Origin of the sequence: Nocardioides iriomotensis (assembly GCF_004168035.1) — a bacterium.
GTDB classification, from domain to species: Bacteria; Actinomycetota; Actinomycetes; order Propionibacteriales; family Nocardioidaceae; genus Nocardioides_B; species Nocardioides_B iriomotensis.
Genome location: NZ_SDPU01000010.1, coordinates 109,499 through 125,589 on the forward strand (window position 1 = coordinate 109,499; position 16,091 = coordinate 125,589).

17 protein-coding genes and 1 tRNA gene are annotated in these 16,091 nt (G+C 71.5%); 11 read left to right on the forward strand and 7 right to left on the reverse strand.

Annotation, left to right across the window (positions count from 1 at the left end):
- The first annotated feature begins 123 nt into the window (after positions 1 to 123).
- From ETU37_RS03285 to ETU37_RS03310, 6 genes are all read left to right on the forward strand, one after another.
- Positions 124 to 696 carry a class I SAM-dependent methyltransferase gene (locus ETU37_RS03285; RefSeq protein WP_206053681.1) on the forward strand — a complete coding sequence of 191 codons (573 nt, stop codon included), beginning with the start codon at positions 124 to 126 and terminating at the stop codon, positions 694 to 696.
- 9 nt (positions 697 to 705) lie between these two features.
- Entirely contained in the window at positions 706 to 1,530 is an 825-nt protein-coding gene (locus ETU37_RS03290; protein ID WP_129985438.1) for a pepsin/retropepsin-like aspartic protease family protein, read from the forward strand.
- A 10-nt stretch (positions 1,531 to 1,540) separates the two neighbouring features.
- Positions 1,541 to 2,266, forward strand: coding sequence for a VOC family protein (locus ETU37_RS03295; protein ID WP_129985439.1), 726 nt, complete (start codon positions 1,541 to 1,543; stop codon positions 2,264 to 2,266).
- Between the two features lie 162 nt (positions 2,267 to 2,428).
- Entirely contained in the window at positions 2,429 to 3,217 is a 789-nt protein-coding gene (locus ETU37_RS03300; RefSeq protein WP_129985440.1) for a DUF4386 family protein, read from the forward strand.
- Between the two features lie 37 nt (positions 3,218 to 3,254).
- The gene (locus ETU37_RS03305) at positions 3,255 to 5,075 is read left to right on the forward strand and encodes a hypothetical protein (RefSeq protein ID WP_129985441.1); all 1,821 of its coding nucleotides are present in this window, start codon (positions 3,255 to 3,257) and stop codon (positions 5,073 to 5,075) included.
- Positions 5,076 to 5,119: 44 nt separating this feature from the next.
- Positions 5,120 to 5,656, forward strand: coding sequence for a GNAT family N-acetyltransferase (locus ETU37_RS03310; protein ID WP_129985442.1), 537 nt, complete (start codon positions 5,120 to 5,122; stop codon positions 5,654 to 5,656).
- 15 nt (positions 5,657 to 5,671) lie between these two features.
- On the opposite strand, the gene ETU37_RS23800 is transcribed toward ETU37_RS03310, so the two are convergent.
- Entirely contained in the window at positions 5,672 to 5,794 is a 123-nt protein-coding gene (locus ETU37_RS23800; protein WP_276319663.1) for a hypothetical protein, read from the reverse strand.
- A 68-nt stretch (positions 5,795 to 5,862) separates the two neighbouring features.
- Here ETU37_RS23800 and ETU37_RS03315 point away from each other — a divergent pair, with 68 nt between their 5' ends.
- From ETU37_RS03315 to ETU37_RS03330, 4 genes are all read left to right on the forward strand, one after another.
- Complete coding sequence (locus ETU37_RS03315; RefSeq protein WP_129985443.1) at positions 5,863 to 7,230, forward strand: PP2C family protein-serine/threonine phosphatase; 1,368 nt, start codon at positions 5,863 to 5,865, stop codon at positions 7,228 to 7,230.
- A 270-nt stretch (positions 7,231 to 7,500) separates the two neighbouring features.
- Positions 7,501 to 8,250: a GAF and ANTAR domain-containing protein gene (locus ETU37_RS03320; RefSeq protein WP_129985444.1), complete on the forward strand. Its 750-nt coding sequence runs from the start codon at positions 7,501 to 7,503 to the stop codon at positions 8,248 to 8,250.
- Between the two features lie 213 nt (positions 8,251 to 8,463).
- The gene (locus ETU37_RS03325) at positions 8,464 to 8,895 is read left to right on the forward strand and encodes an ATP-binding protein (protein WP_129985445.1); all 432 of its coding nucleotides are present in this window, start codon (positions 8,464 to 8,466) and stop codon (positions 8,893 to 8,895) included.
- Positions 8,896 to 8,958: 63 nt separating this feature from the next.
- Positions 8,959 to 9,249 (forward strand): hypothetical protein, encoded by a 291-nt coding sequence (locus tag ETU37_RS03330; protein ID WP_129985446.1) that lies wholly within the window; start codon positions 8,959 to 8,961, stop codon positions 9,247 to 9,249.
- 86 nt (positions 9,250 to 9,335) lie between these two features.
- On the opposite strand, the gene ETU37_RS03335 is transcribed toward ETU37_RS03330, so the two are convergent.
- The 3 genes from ETU37_RS03335 to ETU37_RS03345 form a co-directional block, all read right to left on the reverse strand.
- Entirely contained in the window at positions 9,336 to 9,647 is a 312-nt protein-coding gene (locus ETU37_RS03335; RefSeq protein ID WP_129985447.1) for a DUF6221 family protein, read from the reverse strand.
- A 234-nt stretch (positions 9,648 to 9,881) separates the two neighbouring features.
- Positions 9,882 to 9,954: transfer RNA gene (locus tag ETU37_RS03340), tRNA-Thr, on the reverse strand.
- A 120-nt stretch (positions 9,955 to 10,074) separates the two neighbouring features.
- Positions 10,075 to 10,257, reverse strand: a complete 183-nt coding sequence (locus ETU37_RS03345; protein WP_129985448.1) for a hypothetical protein — start codon at positions 10,255 to 10,257, stop codon at positions 10,075 to 10,077.
- 103 nt (positions 10,258 to 10,360) lie between these two features.
- Here ETU37_RS03345 and ETU37_RS03350 point away from each other — a divergent pair, with 103 nt between their 5' ends.
- Positions 10,361 to 11,287, forward strand: coding sequence for a LysR family transcriptional regulator (locus ETU37_RS03350; protein WP_129985449.1), 927 nt, complete (start codon positions 10,361 to 10,363; stop codon positions 11,285 to 11,287).
- Positions 11,288 to 11,296: 9 nt separating this feature from the next.
- Here ETU37_RS03350 and ETU37_RS03355 read toward each other — a convergent pair whose 3' ends face one another.
- From ETU37_RS03355 to tmk, 3 genes are read right to left on the reverse strand one after another with little or no spacing between them, the layout of a single operon-like run.
- Positions 11,297 to 12,847 (reverse strand): alpha/beta hydrolase, encoded by a 1,551-nt coding sequence (locus tag ETU37_RS03355; RefSeq protein WP_129985450.1) that lies wholly within the window; start codon positions 12,845 to 12,847, stop codon positions 11,297 to 11,299.
- A 39-nt stretch (positions 12,848 to 12,886) separates the two neighbouring features.
- Positions 12,887 to 14,044, reverse strand: a complete 1,158-nt coding sequence (locus ETU37_RS03360; RefSeq protein WP_129985451.1) for a DNA polymerase III subunit delta' — start codon at positions 14,042 to 14,044, stop codon at positions 12,887 to 12,889.
- Positions 14,041 to 16,089, reverse strand: a complete 2,049-nt coding sequence (gene tmk / locus ETU37_RS03365) for a dTMP kinase (protein WP_240755524.1) — start codon at positions 16,087 to 16,089, stop codon at positions 14,041 to 14,043. Before tmk ends, ETU37_RS03360 begins: the two co-directional genes overlap by 4 nt.
- Positions 16,090 to 16,091 lie beyond the last annotated feature (2 nt).

Consider the following 16,091-nt stretch of genomic DNA (forward strand, 5'->3'; position numbering starts at 1 on the left):
TCCCGCGACGCCGCGCGATACGCGCGATCCGGGCAGAGATGGGTGTTAGCACCCATTCCAACCACGGGTACGGCGCCCGGAGGGTGGGAGGACGCATGGCCTTGCTCGGCCTGGAGTCCGGAGGTGCCGTTGCCCGTCGCGGTGGAGTCGGCGTTCGACCAGTGGGCCATGAGCTACGAGCACAGCGACCTCCAGCGGCTGCTGTTCGACCCGGTGCACGCGACCGTCGTGGCCGAGCTCGGCCGGCACGTGGTCGACCGCAGCGCGGTGGTCGACGTGGGCTGCGGCACGGGGCGGCTGCTCCGCCGCCTGGACGGCGTGTTCGCGACGAGCGTGGGTGTCGATCCGGCCTCGGGGATGCTCGTCGCGGCCCGCCGCCTGGGCACCCGCGCGGGACTCGTGCGCGCGGGTGCCGAGCGGCTGCCGCTGGGCGACCGGTCCTTCTCGCTCGTCACCACGACACTCTCGGCGCGGCACTGGTCGGACGTGAACGCCGGGCTCGCCGAGCTGGCCCGGGTGCTGGCGCCGGGCGGGCTCGTCGTGGTCGGCGAGGCGCGCACCGGGCGCACGCCGTTCGTCGACGCGGCGGTGGCCGGTCGGCACGGGCTCGACGTGGTCGCGTGCGTCCCCGCGCCGGTGCGCGGTCCGGTGCCACCGGCCGACGTGGTGACGTTGCGCCGCACGCCGCGCCGCTAGCGTCACGGTGTGGACACCGACGGCGTCGAGCTCACCTTCCGGCAGGTCTCCGGGCTGCGACCGTTCGTGATGGCGGAGGTGGACGGCTTCCCGGTCGGCCTGATGGTGCACTCCAACGCAGGCTTCCGCGCGATGGTGACCCACGACGTCGCCGCCCGGGCCGGTCTCGACCTGGCACCGGTGGAGCAGCCGCGCTACGGCATCGAGGCCGTCGGCCGGCTCGGCTCCCGTGGCCGCACCACCGCGGTCGCGGACCTCCGGGTCGGTGACGACCTCGCCGCCGGGGTCGAGATCGCCGTGTTCGACGTACCGCAGGACGAGCCGGTGGACGGCATGCTCGGGATCGGCTGGCTGCGCGAGCGAGCGGTCGCGGTCGACCTCGGGGCGGGCCGGCTGCGGTTCGGCGGCGACGCAGTGGCCGGGACCGCGATGGCGTGGGACGACGGCTGGCAGGCGTACGTCGTCGACACGAGGGTCGACGGCTCGCCCGCGCGATTCGTCGTGTCGACGGTGGCGGGCGTCGTGCTGGACCCGGCGGCCGCCGCACGGCTCGGGCTCGGCCTGGGCGACGTGGTGGACGAGGACGGCGGCCCGACCGGCACCGTCGTGCAGGTCCGGCCCGTCCGGACGCCGTGGAGCGTCGAGCTCGACGGCCACGCGCGAGCGGTGCCGGAGGCGATGAGCTGGGACCTGTACGCGTACGCAGACCGCCCGCGACCGGCGTCCGGCGGGATCGACGGGTTCCTGGGCTGCGAGCTCCTCGTCCGGGAGCGGGCGGTGGTCGACTTCGGGCGCGGCGAAATCGCGTTGCCTCCCCCGGACCGCCCCTCCTAGCGTGACCGCCATGGCCGTGGAGCTGTACGCCCTGACCTTCGACGCGAACGACCCCCGCCGCCTCGCCGACTTCTGGGCGGGCGTGCTGGACCTCCAGGAGGGGGACGACCCGTACGGCGCGGTCTCGCTGCTGCCGAACCCCGGCACCGGCTTCCGGCTCCGCTTCCAGGACAACCCGCGCGCGAAGGGTGTCCACCAGAACCGCGCCCACTTCGACCTCGCCAGCGCCTCGCTCGACGAGCAGCAGGCGACCGTCGACCGGGTCCTCCGGCTCGGTGGCCGGCACTACGACGTCGGCCAGCTGCCCGAGGAGGAGCACGTCGTGCTCGCCGATCCCGAGGACAACGAGTTCTGCGTCATCGAGGCGGGCAACGGCTTCCTCGCCGGCTGCGGCCTGGTCGGCGCGCTCTCGTCGGACGGCTCGCAGGCGACCGGCTACTTCTGGAGCCGGGCCCTCGGCTGGCCGCTGGTCTGGGACCAGGACGAGGAGACCGCGATCCAGTCGCCGCAGGGCGGATCGAAGATCAGCTGGGGAGGCCCGCCCGTGGCGCCGAAGCCGGTCAAGAACCGGATCCACCACGACCTCGTGCCGTCCACCGACAGCGACGTGGCCGACGAGGTCGAGCGGCTCGTGTCGCTCGGCGCGCGCCGGATCGACATCGGTCAGGGTCACGTCGACTGGGTGGTCATGGCCGACCCCGACGACAACGAGTTCTGCGTGCTGCCGCGTCCCTGAACCCCGCCGTACCGACGGCCGAGCGTCCCCACCGGACGACCCTCCGGGCGGCGTCCGCGTGGGCAGGTTGACCTATTGACCGGTCTTCCGCCGGAGGGTGACGCTCGAAGCATCGCCCGAGCCTCGAACGAACGCCCCGCGACCTGCAGTGAGGGGGCAAGCATGGGCACAGACAGCTCCGTCCAGCCTGAGGGTGTCCGCGAGCCGCCTCGCGCCGAACCCTCTCCCCGAGCACCGGAGGAGACGGACCTCGGCGATCGCGCCCTGTTCCGGCTGGGTTCCGTGCTCGGGGTGCTGGGCGTCCTGCTGGTGCTGGTCATGGAGGGGTTCCTCCATCCCAGCCGCGCGCACCCGAACGACTCGCACGCCGCGTTCCGCGAGTACGCCGCATCCGGGTCCTTCACCTCCATCCACGTGGCCGACTTCGTCGGGACCTTCTGCATCGTGGTCGCGCTGGTCGCGCTGTACCGCTCCGTGGCCCCCGAAGGCGGCTGGCCGCGGGCGTGCGCCACGGTCGGCGTCGTCGGCGCCGTGGTCGTGACGGCCGTCTTCGCCGTACAGATGGCCGTGGACGGGGTCGCGCTCAAGTCGGCCGTCGACCACTGGGTGTCGGCACCGGCGGCTCAGAGGCCCGCGGCGTTCCTGGTCGCGGACGGGATCCGCGACATCGAGAAGGGACTGAGCGGGTTCTTCCAGATCGCGAACGGGTTCGCGCTCCTGGGGCTCGGGCTGGCCGTCGCCGTCGGCCGCACGCACCCTCGCTGGCTCGGCTGGGTCGGCGTCCTCGCCGGCGTCGGAGCGCTCACCGGAGGCTGGGTCACCGCGCACACGGGGTTCTCGATGTCGGCCAGCCGGTTCTCGTTGCCGACCGTCGTCTCGCTGGCGGTCTTCGTGCTGGGCGTCTGCGCGGTGCTGTGGCGTCGCGCCTCTCATGACGGAGCCGAGAGCTGACTCCACCGATGTTCCACGACGATCGAGGAAGTCCGAGATGTCGAGACCCACACGGCTGAGCGCCTCCCTGCTCGTCCCGGCACTGCTCGTCGCCTCCACGGTGACCTGGGCGGCCGGTGGGGGCGGGGCGAGCGGCCCGGTGGAGGAAGGGGCGCCGTACGAGATCCCGGGCGTGGAGATCGAGTCGCACGACCACGTGCCGCCGATGATCGACAGCCGCGGCAACCTCTACCGGGTCACCGAGGACAGCGAGGCCCACGGCAACCGTCCGCAGGTGATGAAGTCCACCGACGGCGGCGTGACCTGGGTCGAGCAGGACCCGCTGCACCGTCCGTCGAGCGGCGACACCGAGGGCGGCTGGGCGCTGCAGGACGGGCCCACGATCTGGTTCGTCTGGGAGTCCACCGACGTCCGGTTGCTGCGGTTCAACACCTCCGACCACCCCACCGCACCGGACACGTACCAGTTCCAGAACGAGGTCGCGGCACCTGCGACCGACCCGGGACACGACCAGTACGCGTCGTTGGCCGAGAACGCCGACGACAGCCTCTGGGTCGCCTACGGAGGCGGGACCTTGGGCGCGCCCCACTCCTCGGTCGTGCGGCGTGACCCGCAGGGCACCTACACCAGCCGGGAGACCATCGACCCCGCCGCGGCGACGACCGCTCCCCGGCTGATCAAGGGCACCGGTGACCGCACGTACGTCTTCTACAAGACGGCCGACAACCGGATCTACTTCCGAGCCCTCTCCGCCAACGGGACGCTGTCCGCGCCGACCCGGGTCGACAGCGGCGGCACGAACACGATCCCGACACCGCTCACCAACGTGGTGAGCTACGCCGACGGCCGAGACGAGGTCCTTGTGGTCCTCTTCGCCGGCCCGGACGGGATCCTCCGCTCGGTCGACGTCCGCAACGGTGTCCCCGGTCCTGAACAGGTCGTCAGCAGGACCCCGGTCACCATCAATCCGGGCGCCACCACCAACGATGCCGCCGTGGCCCACCTGGCCGTGGTCGGCACCACCGTCATCGCCATGTGGTCCGACGCCGCGGACGGCGACGTCTACAGCGACCAGCGGCTCGACGGCGGCCAGTGGGGTCCCGACACCCTGCGGGTCGACACCGGCACGGGCACCGCCAGCGACGTGCAGTACGTCTACCTCAACGTGATGCGGCGGTCAGGCGACCGAGCCACCATCGGGTTCACCTATGACGTCGGGCCGACCGTGGACGACGACTCCAACATCTTCTACCAGCAGTTCACCGTCGCCGGCCTGCCGACCGCGCCCGGCTCCGGCCCCGGCCCGGGTGGGACCACGTTCACGGCGGTCGACCCGCCGAAAGGACTGGTGCCGCGGCGGTCGACGCCGTTGCGCCTGCAGGTGCGCGACGCCGACGGGCGGCCGGTGGACGGGCGCACCCTGGGCGTCGTCGTGCGCGACACCGTCACCGGGGACCATCGGCGGCGTGAGCTGACCAGTGCCGGAGACCGGACGATGGTGCCCGTCCGGGGCTACGCGCACCCCACCCGGGTCACGGTCAGCGACGCGGCCGCCGGCACCAAGGGCCTGGTGCTCGACTTCCTGGTCAAGCCGCGCGTCAGCGCCACCGGCGCCCGGACCGCTCCGGGCCGGTACGCCGTGCACGGTCGGATCCACCCGGCGTCCACCAGCAGCGTGACCCTCCAGCGCCGGATGAGCGACGGCTGGGTGCGGCTCGAGCGACACACCTCCGGGCCGTCCGGACGCGTCACCTTCACCGGTGAGCCTCCCGGCACCTACCGGCTGACCGTCCCCGCCGCCGGCAATCGAGTCGCCGCGCACTCGCACCGGCTGCAGCTCGGCCACGGTCGGGGCTGACCGGTCTCGCGGTGGTCGCCACGGGGCGATGAGAGGGTTTCCCCATGGCAGAGGGGGCGACTCAGGGTCGCGAGGTCGTGCTCGAGACGGATCGCCTGCTGCTGCGTCGGTGGCGCGTGGCCGATGCCGCCGTCCAGCGCGAGCTGTGGACCGAACGCGACCCCCGGGTGCCGCCGCACCGCCGGATCGACGCGGACGGACATCCCACGATCGCCGACATCGAGGAGTGGATCCGCGCCGACCGGCCGTCGCCTACCGGGTTGCTGGCGGTCGAGCGCAAGGCCGCCGGCGATGTCATCGGCTACTGCGGTCTGGTCGACAGCGGACGGGGATCGGAGACGGAGCCGGAGCTGGCGTTCGAGCTGCTGCGCCGGGTCTGGGGTCAGGGCTACGCGACCGAGGCCTCCCTGGCCGTGCTGGACTGGGCGCGCTCGTCAGGGCACGAACGCCTCTGGGCAACGGTCTGGGACTGGAACACCGCGTCCCGCCGCGTCCTCGAAAAGCTCGGGTTCACCGAGACCGAACGGCACGAGGTCGACCCGGTCCGCGGTACCACGTTGTTCACCACGATCCGGCTCTGAGCGACTCCGCGCTGGTCAGAGCCTCGCCCGGTCCAGCCACCGGTGGTCGTCGCGCCACACGATGACGAGCGGCACGAGGGCAGCGATCGAGATGAGGACGCACACGGCGACCTGGATGGCTTCGCTGACAGCACCCACGTCCTCCAGTGTGCATCCATTCGCACGCGCTGAAGGCCCTCGAGGGCCACACGACCGATCGTCGTCGGTTGCGCAACAGCGGCTTATGGGAGGATCTGCGAGGTCTGGAGCACCCCGGACCCGAACCTGGTCGCGCACGCACAGCGCGGCGTGCACTGACGAGAGTTGCAGACATGAAGCGCGAGGCCGCCGTTCCCGGTGATGCACCGAGCACGGACGCCGTGCTCCCGGGCGACGGTGCCGTGAGCCATCCCGGGTTGGGCAGCCTGCTGGACAAGGTGCGAGCGACGCTGCACGCCAACACCGCCACCCTGCTCGTGCTGGACAGCACCCGGACGCTGCTCGAGCCACTCGCCACCGTCGGTCTCGACCGCACGCTGCGACGGGCTCGCCGAGTGCCCATCGGTCGCGGTTTCGCCGGCCGCATCGCGCAGACTCGCCAGCCCGTGTTCCTGACCAAGGTCGACGACTCGACGGTCGTGAACCCGGTTCTCGTCGACCATCACGTGCGGGCGCTGCTCGGGGTCCCGGTACTGCACGGGAGCGAGCTCGTGGGCGTGCTTCACGTCGGGTTCCTGCAGGAGCACTCCGCGAGCGAGGAGGCCACGCGGCTGCTCTCCGAGTTCGCGGCCGAGCTCGGATCCCTCCTCCACGATCAGTTCGCCGTCGAGGAGCACACCGCCGCGCTGACGCTTCAACGGAGCCTGCTGCCCACCGCGGTGGTTGCGCCACCCGGAATCTCGATCGCGGCGCGCTACGTCCCCGCGGACGGTGACCTCGGCGGTGACTGGTACGACGTCTTCGAGCTGCCGGGGAAGCGCCTCGGCATCGTGATGGGAGACGTCGTCGGCCACGGTCTGGATGCGGCGATCGTCATGGGCCGCCTGCGCAGCGCACTGCGCGCCTACGCGCTCGATCACGACGACCCGGCCGAGGTCCTCTCGCACCTGGACCGAAAGCTCTGCCACTTCGAACCGGGCGCCTTCGCCACGGTCATCTTCGGCGTCTCGAGCGCCCCGTTCACCGAGTGGCAGTTCAGCTCCGCGGGGCACTATCCGCCCCTGGTCGCCACGGCTGGGAAGCCGGCGGCAGCCGCCAGCGTCCGCAGCGACCGACTCCTGGGAGTGTCGCCCGATGCACGCAGGCGAACCACGCTCGTACCCGTGCCTGTGGGGGGATTCCTCTGCCTCTACACCGACGGCCTTGTCGAGCGGCGTCCGCAGGCCGATGGATCCCACCGGCTGGCCGTGCCGAACAACACCGCACTGCTGGCCAGGGCCCTGAGCGAGGGTGGGGACCCGGAGATGTGCTGCATCCGGGCGCTCGCCGAGGTGGTCGGCGACCACGTTGCCGACGACGACATCGCGGTCCTCGTGGCGCACGTCGAACCGGCAGGCGGAAACGACGAACCCCCGGCCGAGGAGGACGTCCCCTGATCTGGGGTCTCACTCGGAGCGCGCCTGTCGGAATCGAACCGACGACCTGTCCATGACGAGCGGTCCGGGTGCGGCGAGGCGTCTGCCTGGCCGTGGCCGGCCGTCCACTCGTGGGTACGCCCGGAACACGACCGGCCCTGCCCGTAGCTGCACCCTCTGACGCACATCCAGGCGGCGTACAGTGAGGTTGCCGCTGGTTCCTCGCGCACGGATGTCGTCTGTGCCGTCTCCGGTTCTCACTAGCAGATCTCCGGATCCGGATCGAGTGCAGTGGACCAGGCACCCCGCGACCAGTCGGTTGCCCTCGACTCTCTCCATGCGTTGCTCCTGACCGCGCCCGCGGTGGAGACGTTCCTCCAAGAGGTCGCCGAGCTCGCCTCCGTCCTGGTGGAGCCGGCCGCGTCGGTCGGCATCACCGTCCACTTTCGGAGGGAACCGGTGACCGTGGCGTCGAGCGACGAGCGTGCATCGTTGGTCGACGCGGAGCAGTACACCGTGGGCGAAGGCCCCTGCCTCGAGGCGATGCGGACCGGGCTGGTGGTCGAGGTCGAGGACCAGCGCGTCGATCCCCGTTGGAACGGCTACGGACCTCGAGCGCTCGAACAGGGCGTGAGGTCGTCCCTGAGCCTGCCGCTGTTCGTCGACGGCCGGTCGGTCGGAGCCGTGAACCTGTACAGCCATGACCGGGTGGGCGCATTCGGGGGTGACGTCCTGCAGCTTGCCCGGAGATTCGCCGACCGCGCTTCAGTGGCCCTGGCGCTCACCATTCGTTACAACGAGCAGGTGAGCACGTCCCACCAGCTGGAGGAGGCTCTGGCCTCACGAACCCTCATCGACCAGGCCATCGGGATCCTCATGGCAGAACAGCGCTGCAACGCCCATGAGGCCTTCGACCTGCTGCGCAGGCACTCCCAGCGCCAGAACCGCAGGCTTCGCCGTGTGGCCGAGGACCTGATCACACGGGTCAGCGGGGCCCCTCCGGCCCCATCCCAGCCGTTCGAGCACGGCTCATCCGACTGACACCCCCAGATCCCCTCGGGTCCGGCACGAAGTCCTTGTGACCGGCGGGCTGCGCTCCTAGGGTGAGAGACGTAGCGGTTGGGAGAGCAGCCGCGCGGCCCATCGTCTCCAGGGCCGCGATCCACTCCCTGTAGCCCCGGAGGGCGGCAGTGCTCTCATCCTGTTGGCCGTCCGGCCAAGCCCAGCGCCCCACGCGCATGGATCGCGTCCGACATGTGTGACCTGACCGCAGACCAGTTCGCCACGTTCCCGGACTCCAAGTTCAGTCCCATGCACGCGCGCGCCTTCGTGCGCGAACACGGCTGCCCCGAGCACGCGAGCGCCGCCCTGGGTGCACTGCTGCTGGTCACGACCGAGCTGGTCACCAACGCGGTCCTGCACGGAGTTCCTCCGATCAGCGTGCGGCTGCGTTGCCTCGGCACCGAGGTCCACGTCGTCGTCGGCGACACGGGCGAGGGACTCCAGGTCCTGCGAGCGGCGCCCGGGTCCCCGGGCCTCGGGCTGCGCATCGTCGCGGACGTCGCCGACGCCTGGGGGACCACCCCGCTCCCGTCCGGCACCGAGCTCTGGTGCCGGATCCCGACGGGTGTCTTGCCGAAACGGTTCGGTCGGCGTTCCTCCGAGTCCCGCTTCGGATGGTCGTGACCGCCCACGTCGAAGCTCTTGTCGCGAACGGCCTCACCCGCAGTTGGAGCCGAAGGTCGAGGCATGCCTGACCTACGTATCACGACGACCTCGAAGAGGACGTTGCTGTGGGCTGCGCAGCTCGTCGACGCACAGCTGCTGCGGACAGCGCTGGACGACGCTGGGGTCCGGTGGGAGCCGGTGCGCCGCGCGACCGTGGCCGACGAAGCGGTCGTCGGCGTGGAGATCGGAATGGCGTCTGCCGACGCTTTGTTTGCGGCAGCTGCCGTCGGTTTCGCTTTCCGTTGGCACGAGCAGCAAGACCCGCGCAGCCGGGTCGGTGAGCTGTACGGGTTTCGTGTCGACCGGGTCTGACCGGGTCTGACCGGGTCTGGCGACGCCCATGCCGCACCCACTGTTCGTCATGGCGCGGACGCGCGGCATGAGTGAACCCCGTGCAACTAGTCGACTTTCCAGTCCTGTTTGTAGTCCGGGTGGTCGGCGTAAGGCATCGCCAACAGCTGCAGCGTCGCCGTCGCTGCGTCTTGGAGGGTCTCGACCGTCATCGGCACCGGACCCGCCGGGTCGGCGGCATCTGGGGCAAGGAGCGAGATGATCCGTCGGTGCACCTGGTACTCCAGCATCTGGCGCTCGTAGGCCGCCTGAGCATCCAGGTCAGACGATTCCGCGTGGACCAAGAGCTCGGCGATGACCCGCTCCAGGATCGCTTCGCCCTCGGCGGTTCGCGCGATCAGGAAGTCGACGATCCTCACGAGTCCCCTTTCGTCAGCGTTACCCAGATTATTCCGGAACGCTGTCCGGGACGCGAGAGCCGAATTACGGCCACGAGCCGCAGCCGGACTGATCAGGCTTCGGCCCAGGTGCCGATTCGCCTTGACCGCGGATCGCGGCTGCGATGCACAGTGGGATGCACAGTCGCGCGAGACGGAGGGAAACAAAGAACCCCAGGTCGAGGGCGATGGCCTCTGACCTGGGGTCTCACTCGGAGCCGCCTGTCGGAATCGAACCGACGACCTATTCATTACGAGTGAATCGCTCTACCGACTGAGCTAAGGCGGCGCGCTGCCCGGAGTTCCGGCAACGTGGTCCGGGTCCGGGCAACGTCCGCGAGTATACGGTTCCGCGCCCCGTCACGCGAAACCGGAGCCGGGCCTCCCTGAAGGCCCGGCTCGGCCGGCCTCAGGCCGCCAGCGTGGGGGTGACGCGCTCGGCGACGGCCTTGCCGGTGAGCCAGGTCTGGCTCGCGCCGCACCAGCAGGTGTGGGTGACGACGATGCCGGCGTCGGTGTTGACCAGGGACGTCACCTGGCTGGGGAAGACGAGCTGGCGCTTGCGGCACTCGGTGCAGACGTGGTCGAACATGGGGTGACCTCCCTCGAGCTGTCGGATGGGTACCCCTCCATGGTGGGCGATCGGGAGCCATAGGGGTAGCCTGGCTTTCCTTCGACTACCCAAGGTCAGACCTATGCTTTCCCTGCACCAGCTCCGCTGCTTCCTCGCCACCTACGAGACCGGCTCGCTGACGGCCGCGGCCGAGCAGCTCGGGTACGCCCAGCCGTCGGTGTCCGAGCAGATCCGCGCGCTCGAGAAGACGCTCAAGACCACGCTGTTCCGCCGGGTCGGGCGTGGCGTCGTGCCGACGACCGTCGCCGACTCGCTGCGCCCGCACGCCGAGGCGACGCTGGCCGCGGCCGAGGAGGCCCGGCGCGCGGTCGCGAGCGTGACGGCGCTGGAGACCGGGACGATCCGGTTCGGGATGTTCGGCACCGCCCGCCTGTACGCCGGCGCGGGGCTGGTCGCCGACGTGCTCGCCCGCCACCCCGGTGTGCGCGTCGAGCTGATCGGCCAGAACTCCACCGACGTCCAGGACGACCTGCGCCGTGGCCGGATCGAGGCCGCGATGATCGCCGTCACCGCCGCCGAGAGCGAGGGCATGGAGGTGATCCCGGTCGCCCGCGACGAGCTGGTCTACATCAGCGCCGACCCCCAGGCGATCCAGTCACCGGTGACGGCGCAGAGACTGGCCAACGCTTCGCTGGTGATGCCGGAGACGACCTGGCGCGCGACCGACTCGACCCGGATCGTGCTGCGCCAGATGCTGCACGAGGCCGGCCGCAACCCGCAGACCCGCATCGAGGTCGAGGACGTCGAGACCGCCGTCGAGCTCGTCGGCCTCGGCCTCGCCGACTCGGTCATCCCGCGCGGGGCGGCCGAGCAGCTGCTGCCGCGGCTGGCGCCGCACGCCGGCTTCGTGTCGCTGCGGCCCCGCCAGTTCGACACGTTCGCGATCGTGCACCGGGCCGGCGCGACCCTCTCCCCCGCGGCGCGGCTGATGATCGAGATCGCGACGAAGCGGATCCAGGAGATCGCGGACCCCGTGCACCCCCGCTAGGGACCTCGCTCAGCAGTCGACGGTGCCCTGCGGCACCTTCCCGGACACGAGGTACGACTCGACCGCCGAGTCGACGCACTCGTTGCCGGCCAGGTATCCGGTGTGCCCGTCGCCGTCGCGGCGCACCAGCACACCCGAGTCGAGCTGGTCGGCGAGCGACTCGGCCCACTCCAGCGGGGTGGCGGGGTCGCGGGTGGTGCCGATGACCAGGATCGGCGGGGCACCCGCGGCCCGGATCGGCTCCGGCACGCGCCCCGTGTGGATCGGCCACTCGGCGCAGCTGGACAGGCTGTAGGCGAAGATCCGGCCGAAGGTCGGCGAGACCTCCTCGAAGCGGCGGACGTGCTGCTGCACGTCGGCGCTCGGGATCGCGTCGTCGTGGTCGAGGCAGTTGACGGCGTACAGCGCCTCGAGCGAGTTGTTGGCGTAGCCGTTGGCTCCGCGGGAGACGTAGGAGTCCGAGAGCGAGAGCAGGATGCTGCCGTCTCCGCCGAACGCCGAGCGCAGCGCGACGTCGAGGGTGGGCCAGAAGTTCTCGTTGTAGAGCGGCGCCCAGATACCGAGCACGGCGTTGCCCTCGTGGAGCGTCCGGTCGCCGGCGTCGAGTGGCTTCCGCTCGATCTGGTCGAGCAGTGCCCGGATGCGCCGGGTGCCGGCGTCCACCGAGCCGCCGAGGAAGCAGTCGCCCCGGTCGACGCAGGCGCCGACGTACGCCCGGAGCGCGGTCTCGAAGCCCTTGGCCTGCACGAGGTTCAGCCGCAGCGACGACACGGACGGGTCGAGCGCCCCGTCGAGCACCATGCGGCCGACCCGCTCGGGGAAGAGGTCGGCGTACGTCGCACCGAGGAAGGTGCCGTACGACGCCCCGAAGTAGCTGAGCTTGCCGTCGCCGAGCGCGGCGCGCAGCACGTCGATGTCGCGGGCGGCCTCGACGGTCGACATGTGCTCGGCGAGCTCGCCGCTCTTCGCCACGCAGCCCTCGCCGAAGCGCGCGAGCAGCCGGTCGGAGCGCTTGCGCTCGGCGGCGGTGTCGGGGTCGGGGTCGGCGGCGACGAAGGTGTCGAGCTGGGCGTCGGTCAGGCAGTCGATCGGCGTGGACCGGCCGACCCCGCGCGGGTCGAAGCCGACGATGTCGAAGGCCTGCTGCAGCTCGCTGCCGAAGTAGTTGTCGGCGTTGCTGGCGTAGTCGACGCCGGACCCCCCGGGGCCGCCGGGGTTCACGACGAGCGAGCCCACGCGCTGCTCGTCGCTGCGCGCCGGGACGCGCAGGACCGAGAGCTCGACCGTCTCGCCGTCGGGGTCGGCGTAGTCGAGCGGCACCTCCAGCCGGGCGCACTCGTCGTCGCCGCAGTCCTTCCAGTCGAGCTCCTGCTCGTAGAAGCGCGTCAGGTCCGGCTCGGCGGCCTCCTCCGACGGCTCGGCCGACTCGACCGGGCTGGGCGACAGCGACGGCTCCGGCAGCGCCGGCTCGTCGTCGTCGGAGAACAGCCCGCAGCCGGCGAGCGTCGTCGCGAGCACGACGGCGAGGACGGCGGAGCGGAGGCGGGCGGGGTGGCGCACAGGAGCACTGTACGGGTGGGCCGGTGGCGCTCCGCCGGCCTACACGCGCAGGGCGATCATCATCGCCTCCAGCGTGAGCAGCGGCGTCGCGTTGAACTCGCTCATCTGGTTGCGGGCGAAGAAGATCGCGTCGATGCGCCGCAGGTTGGACTCCGGGGAGGTGCGCCGGGCGAGGTCGGCGACGTCGGTGCGGGACTCCTCGTTGACCAGCGCGCCGGGTGCGCCGGCCTGGACCGCGATCACGTCGCGGTAGACGGACGTGAGGTCCATCAGGCTGCGGTCGATGACGTCCATCTCCCGGCGTTTCTGCCGCTGCTTCTGGCTGTGCGTGAGCTCGCGCAGCGCGGCCCGGTAGGTGCGCGACGCCTTGGCCTTGCGGTCGTCGCCGTAGGTCGCGTCGAGCTCGGCCAGCTCGCGGGCGTTGGCCGCGTCGGTGATCGCCTCGGTCTCGTCCTTGGCGATGTCGATCAGGTTGGCGGCGGCGTTCATGCAGGCGCCGAGCGAGGTGAGCCGCCCCGGCAGCGCGACGACCTCGCGCCGGCGGTTGCGGGTGGCCTCGTCGCGGGCGAGGGCGCGGGCCCGGCCGATGTGGCCCTGGCTGGCGCGGGCGGCGAACGCCGCCAGCGGCGGGGCGGTGCCGTCCTTCTCGACCAGGAAGGCCGCGACCTGCTCGGCCGTGGGCGTCGAGAGCGCGACGTGGCGGCAGCGGGAGCGGATCGTCTGCGGGACGTCCTCGAGCGTCGGGGCGCACAGCAGCCAGACCGTCTTGGGGGTCGGCTCCTCGATGGACTTCAGCAGCGTGTTGGCGGTGCGGCCGCCGGCGTCGCCGAGCCGGTCGGCGTCCTCGATGAGCATGACCTGCCAGCGCTTCTCCACCGGGACGAGGGCCGAGCGCACGACCAGCTCGCGCATGTCCTTGATGTAGAGCATCGAGGTCTCGGACCGGGTGACGCTGACGTCGGGGTGGGTGCCCGCCAGGGCGGTGTGGCACGCGTGGCACTCGCCGCAGCCGCCCTGCGGGCACTGCAGCGCGGCCGCGAACGCGAGCGCGGCGTTGGAGCGTCCCGACCCGGGCGGCCCGGTGAACAGCCAGGCGTGGGTCATCCCCTGCCCGGCCGCGGCCCGGGCGAGCGTGTCGGCGACGTGGTGCTGGCCGACCAGGGTCCGCCAGACCGCACCAGGGGCGACGGTGGTCATGCGGGGTCCACCCCCGTCCCGCGCCGGGCCGCGTCGAGCAGCGGCTCGACCCGCGCCCGGATCTCCGAGGCGATGTCGTCGATGGAGGCACGGGCGTCGACGACGAGGTAGTGCTCCGGCTGCCCGGACGCGAGCTGGAGGAACATGTCGCGCACCCGCTCGTGGAACTCGACCGACTCGCCCTCGATGCGGTCGCGCTCCTCGAACCGGGACATCCCATGCTGGGGCGGCAGGTCGAGCACGACGGTGAGGTTGGGGCGCAGGTCCGCGGTGGCCCAGCGCGCGATGCGCTCGACCTCGAGGTCGGCCAGGTCTCGGCCCGCGCCCTGGTAGGCGAGCGTGCTGTCGACGTAGCGGTCGGTGATGACGACGGCCCCGCGCGCGAGGGCGGGTGCGACCACGGAGTCGACGTGCTCGGCCTTGTCGGCGGCGTAGAGCAGCGCCTCGGTGCGGTGGGAGATGTTGCCGGTGGCGGGGTCGAGCACGATCCGCCGCAGCTCCTTGCCGACGTCGGTGTCGCCGGGCTCACGGGTCAGGACGACGTCGTACCCCTCGGCGGTGAGCCACTCCTGGAGCCGCTTGGCCTGCGTCGACTTGCCGGCGCCCTCGCCGCCCTCGAGCGCGATGAAGCACCCCGTCGCCGAGTAGACGCCCAGCGTGCCGCTGAACGAGTGCCGCAGGTCGTGCACCAGCGAGGTCCCCTTCCGGTCGTCCATCTGACGGTAGGCCGTGACACCGACAATCGTCATCGCGATCGCGGCCAGGAGGAACGTGATCGCGGCGCCGTTGTAGACCAGCAGCGGCTCGCCGGACCGGTCCTCGCCGGGCAGGTCGATGGTGCCGATGGTGCCGGCGACCAGCGGGGCGGCCGCGAGCACGAGGGCGAGCACGAGCCGGATCATCGAGCCGACGAACGCGAAGGTGCGGCCCCGCACGTCGTCGGGCACCTCGAGACCGAGCAGCGTGTTGCCCGTGATCCACGCGACGCCGGCGGCGAAGCCCAGGAGCAGGGTCAGCGCGGTGACGATCTCGAGCTGCTGCACCAGGGCCAGCGGGAACAGCAGCAGCCCGGTGGTGGTCAGCGCGATGCCGAACAGCCGCCGCCGGGAGAGCCCGTGCAGCAGGCGCGGACCGCGCCACATGCCGAGGCCGAGCCCGGCGAAGACGGTGCCGAACAGCACGCCGTATCCGGGGTCGCCACCGCCGAGGTCGGAGACGAACGTGCGGGCCAGGCCGATCACGACCCCGCCCGCCGCGAAGGCGCCGACGATGCCGATGACCAGGCCGCGGACCAGGGGCGTGGTGCCGACGTACTTCCAGCCGTCGACCACCACGCGCCAGGCGTTGGTGTCGCCCCCGACCGACGCGGGACCGCGCGGGATCGTGGTGAGCGAGGCGATGACCAGGCCGCTGACGATGAAGGTCACGCCGTTGGCGTAGATCGCCAGGTCGATCGGTCCGCGGTCGAAGACGTCGAACAGGTTGCGGTACAGCTTGTCGGCCAGGGTGAGGCCGGTGAAGATCGCCGCCGCGGGGAGGGCCGAGCCGTACGTCGTCGCCAGGCTGATCTGGTTGGCCGCCTCGAGGCGGTACCGGGGGACGAGGTTGGGGACGGTGGCGTCCTTGGCGGGCCCCCACACCAGCGACACCGCCTCGACGAGCACGGTGACCACGAAGATCCACCAGAGCTGACCGACGACGGGGATGGTCAGGAACAGCACGCCCCGGATGTAGTCGCCCCAGATCAGCGTGACCCGACGGTCGATCTTGTCCGCGATGTAGCCGGCGATCGGACCCATCACCAGCGCCGGGAGCACGCGCAGGAAGAGCACCGTCGCGATCGCGTAGTTCTTGCCGGCGTAGGAGTCCGCGCTGGCGTTCGCCATCGCGGTCAGCGCGAGCAGGCCGATCCAGTCCCCCAGGCTGGAGAGGCCCAGACCGATCCAGAGCCGCCGGAAGTCCGGGATCCGCAGGACGGCCGCGAGCGAGTGCGTCGGCGCATGACGGAGGTCGTCGACCGCCGACACGGGTGGGTGTTCGCTCACGG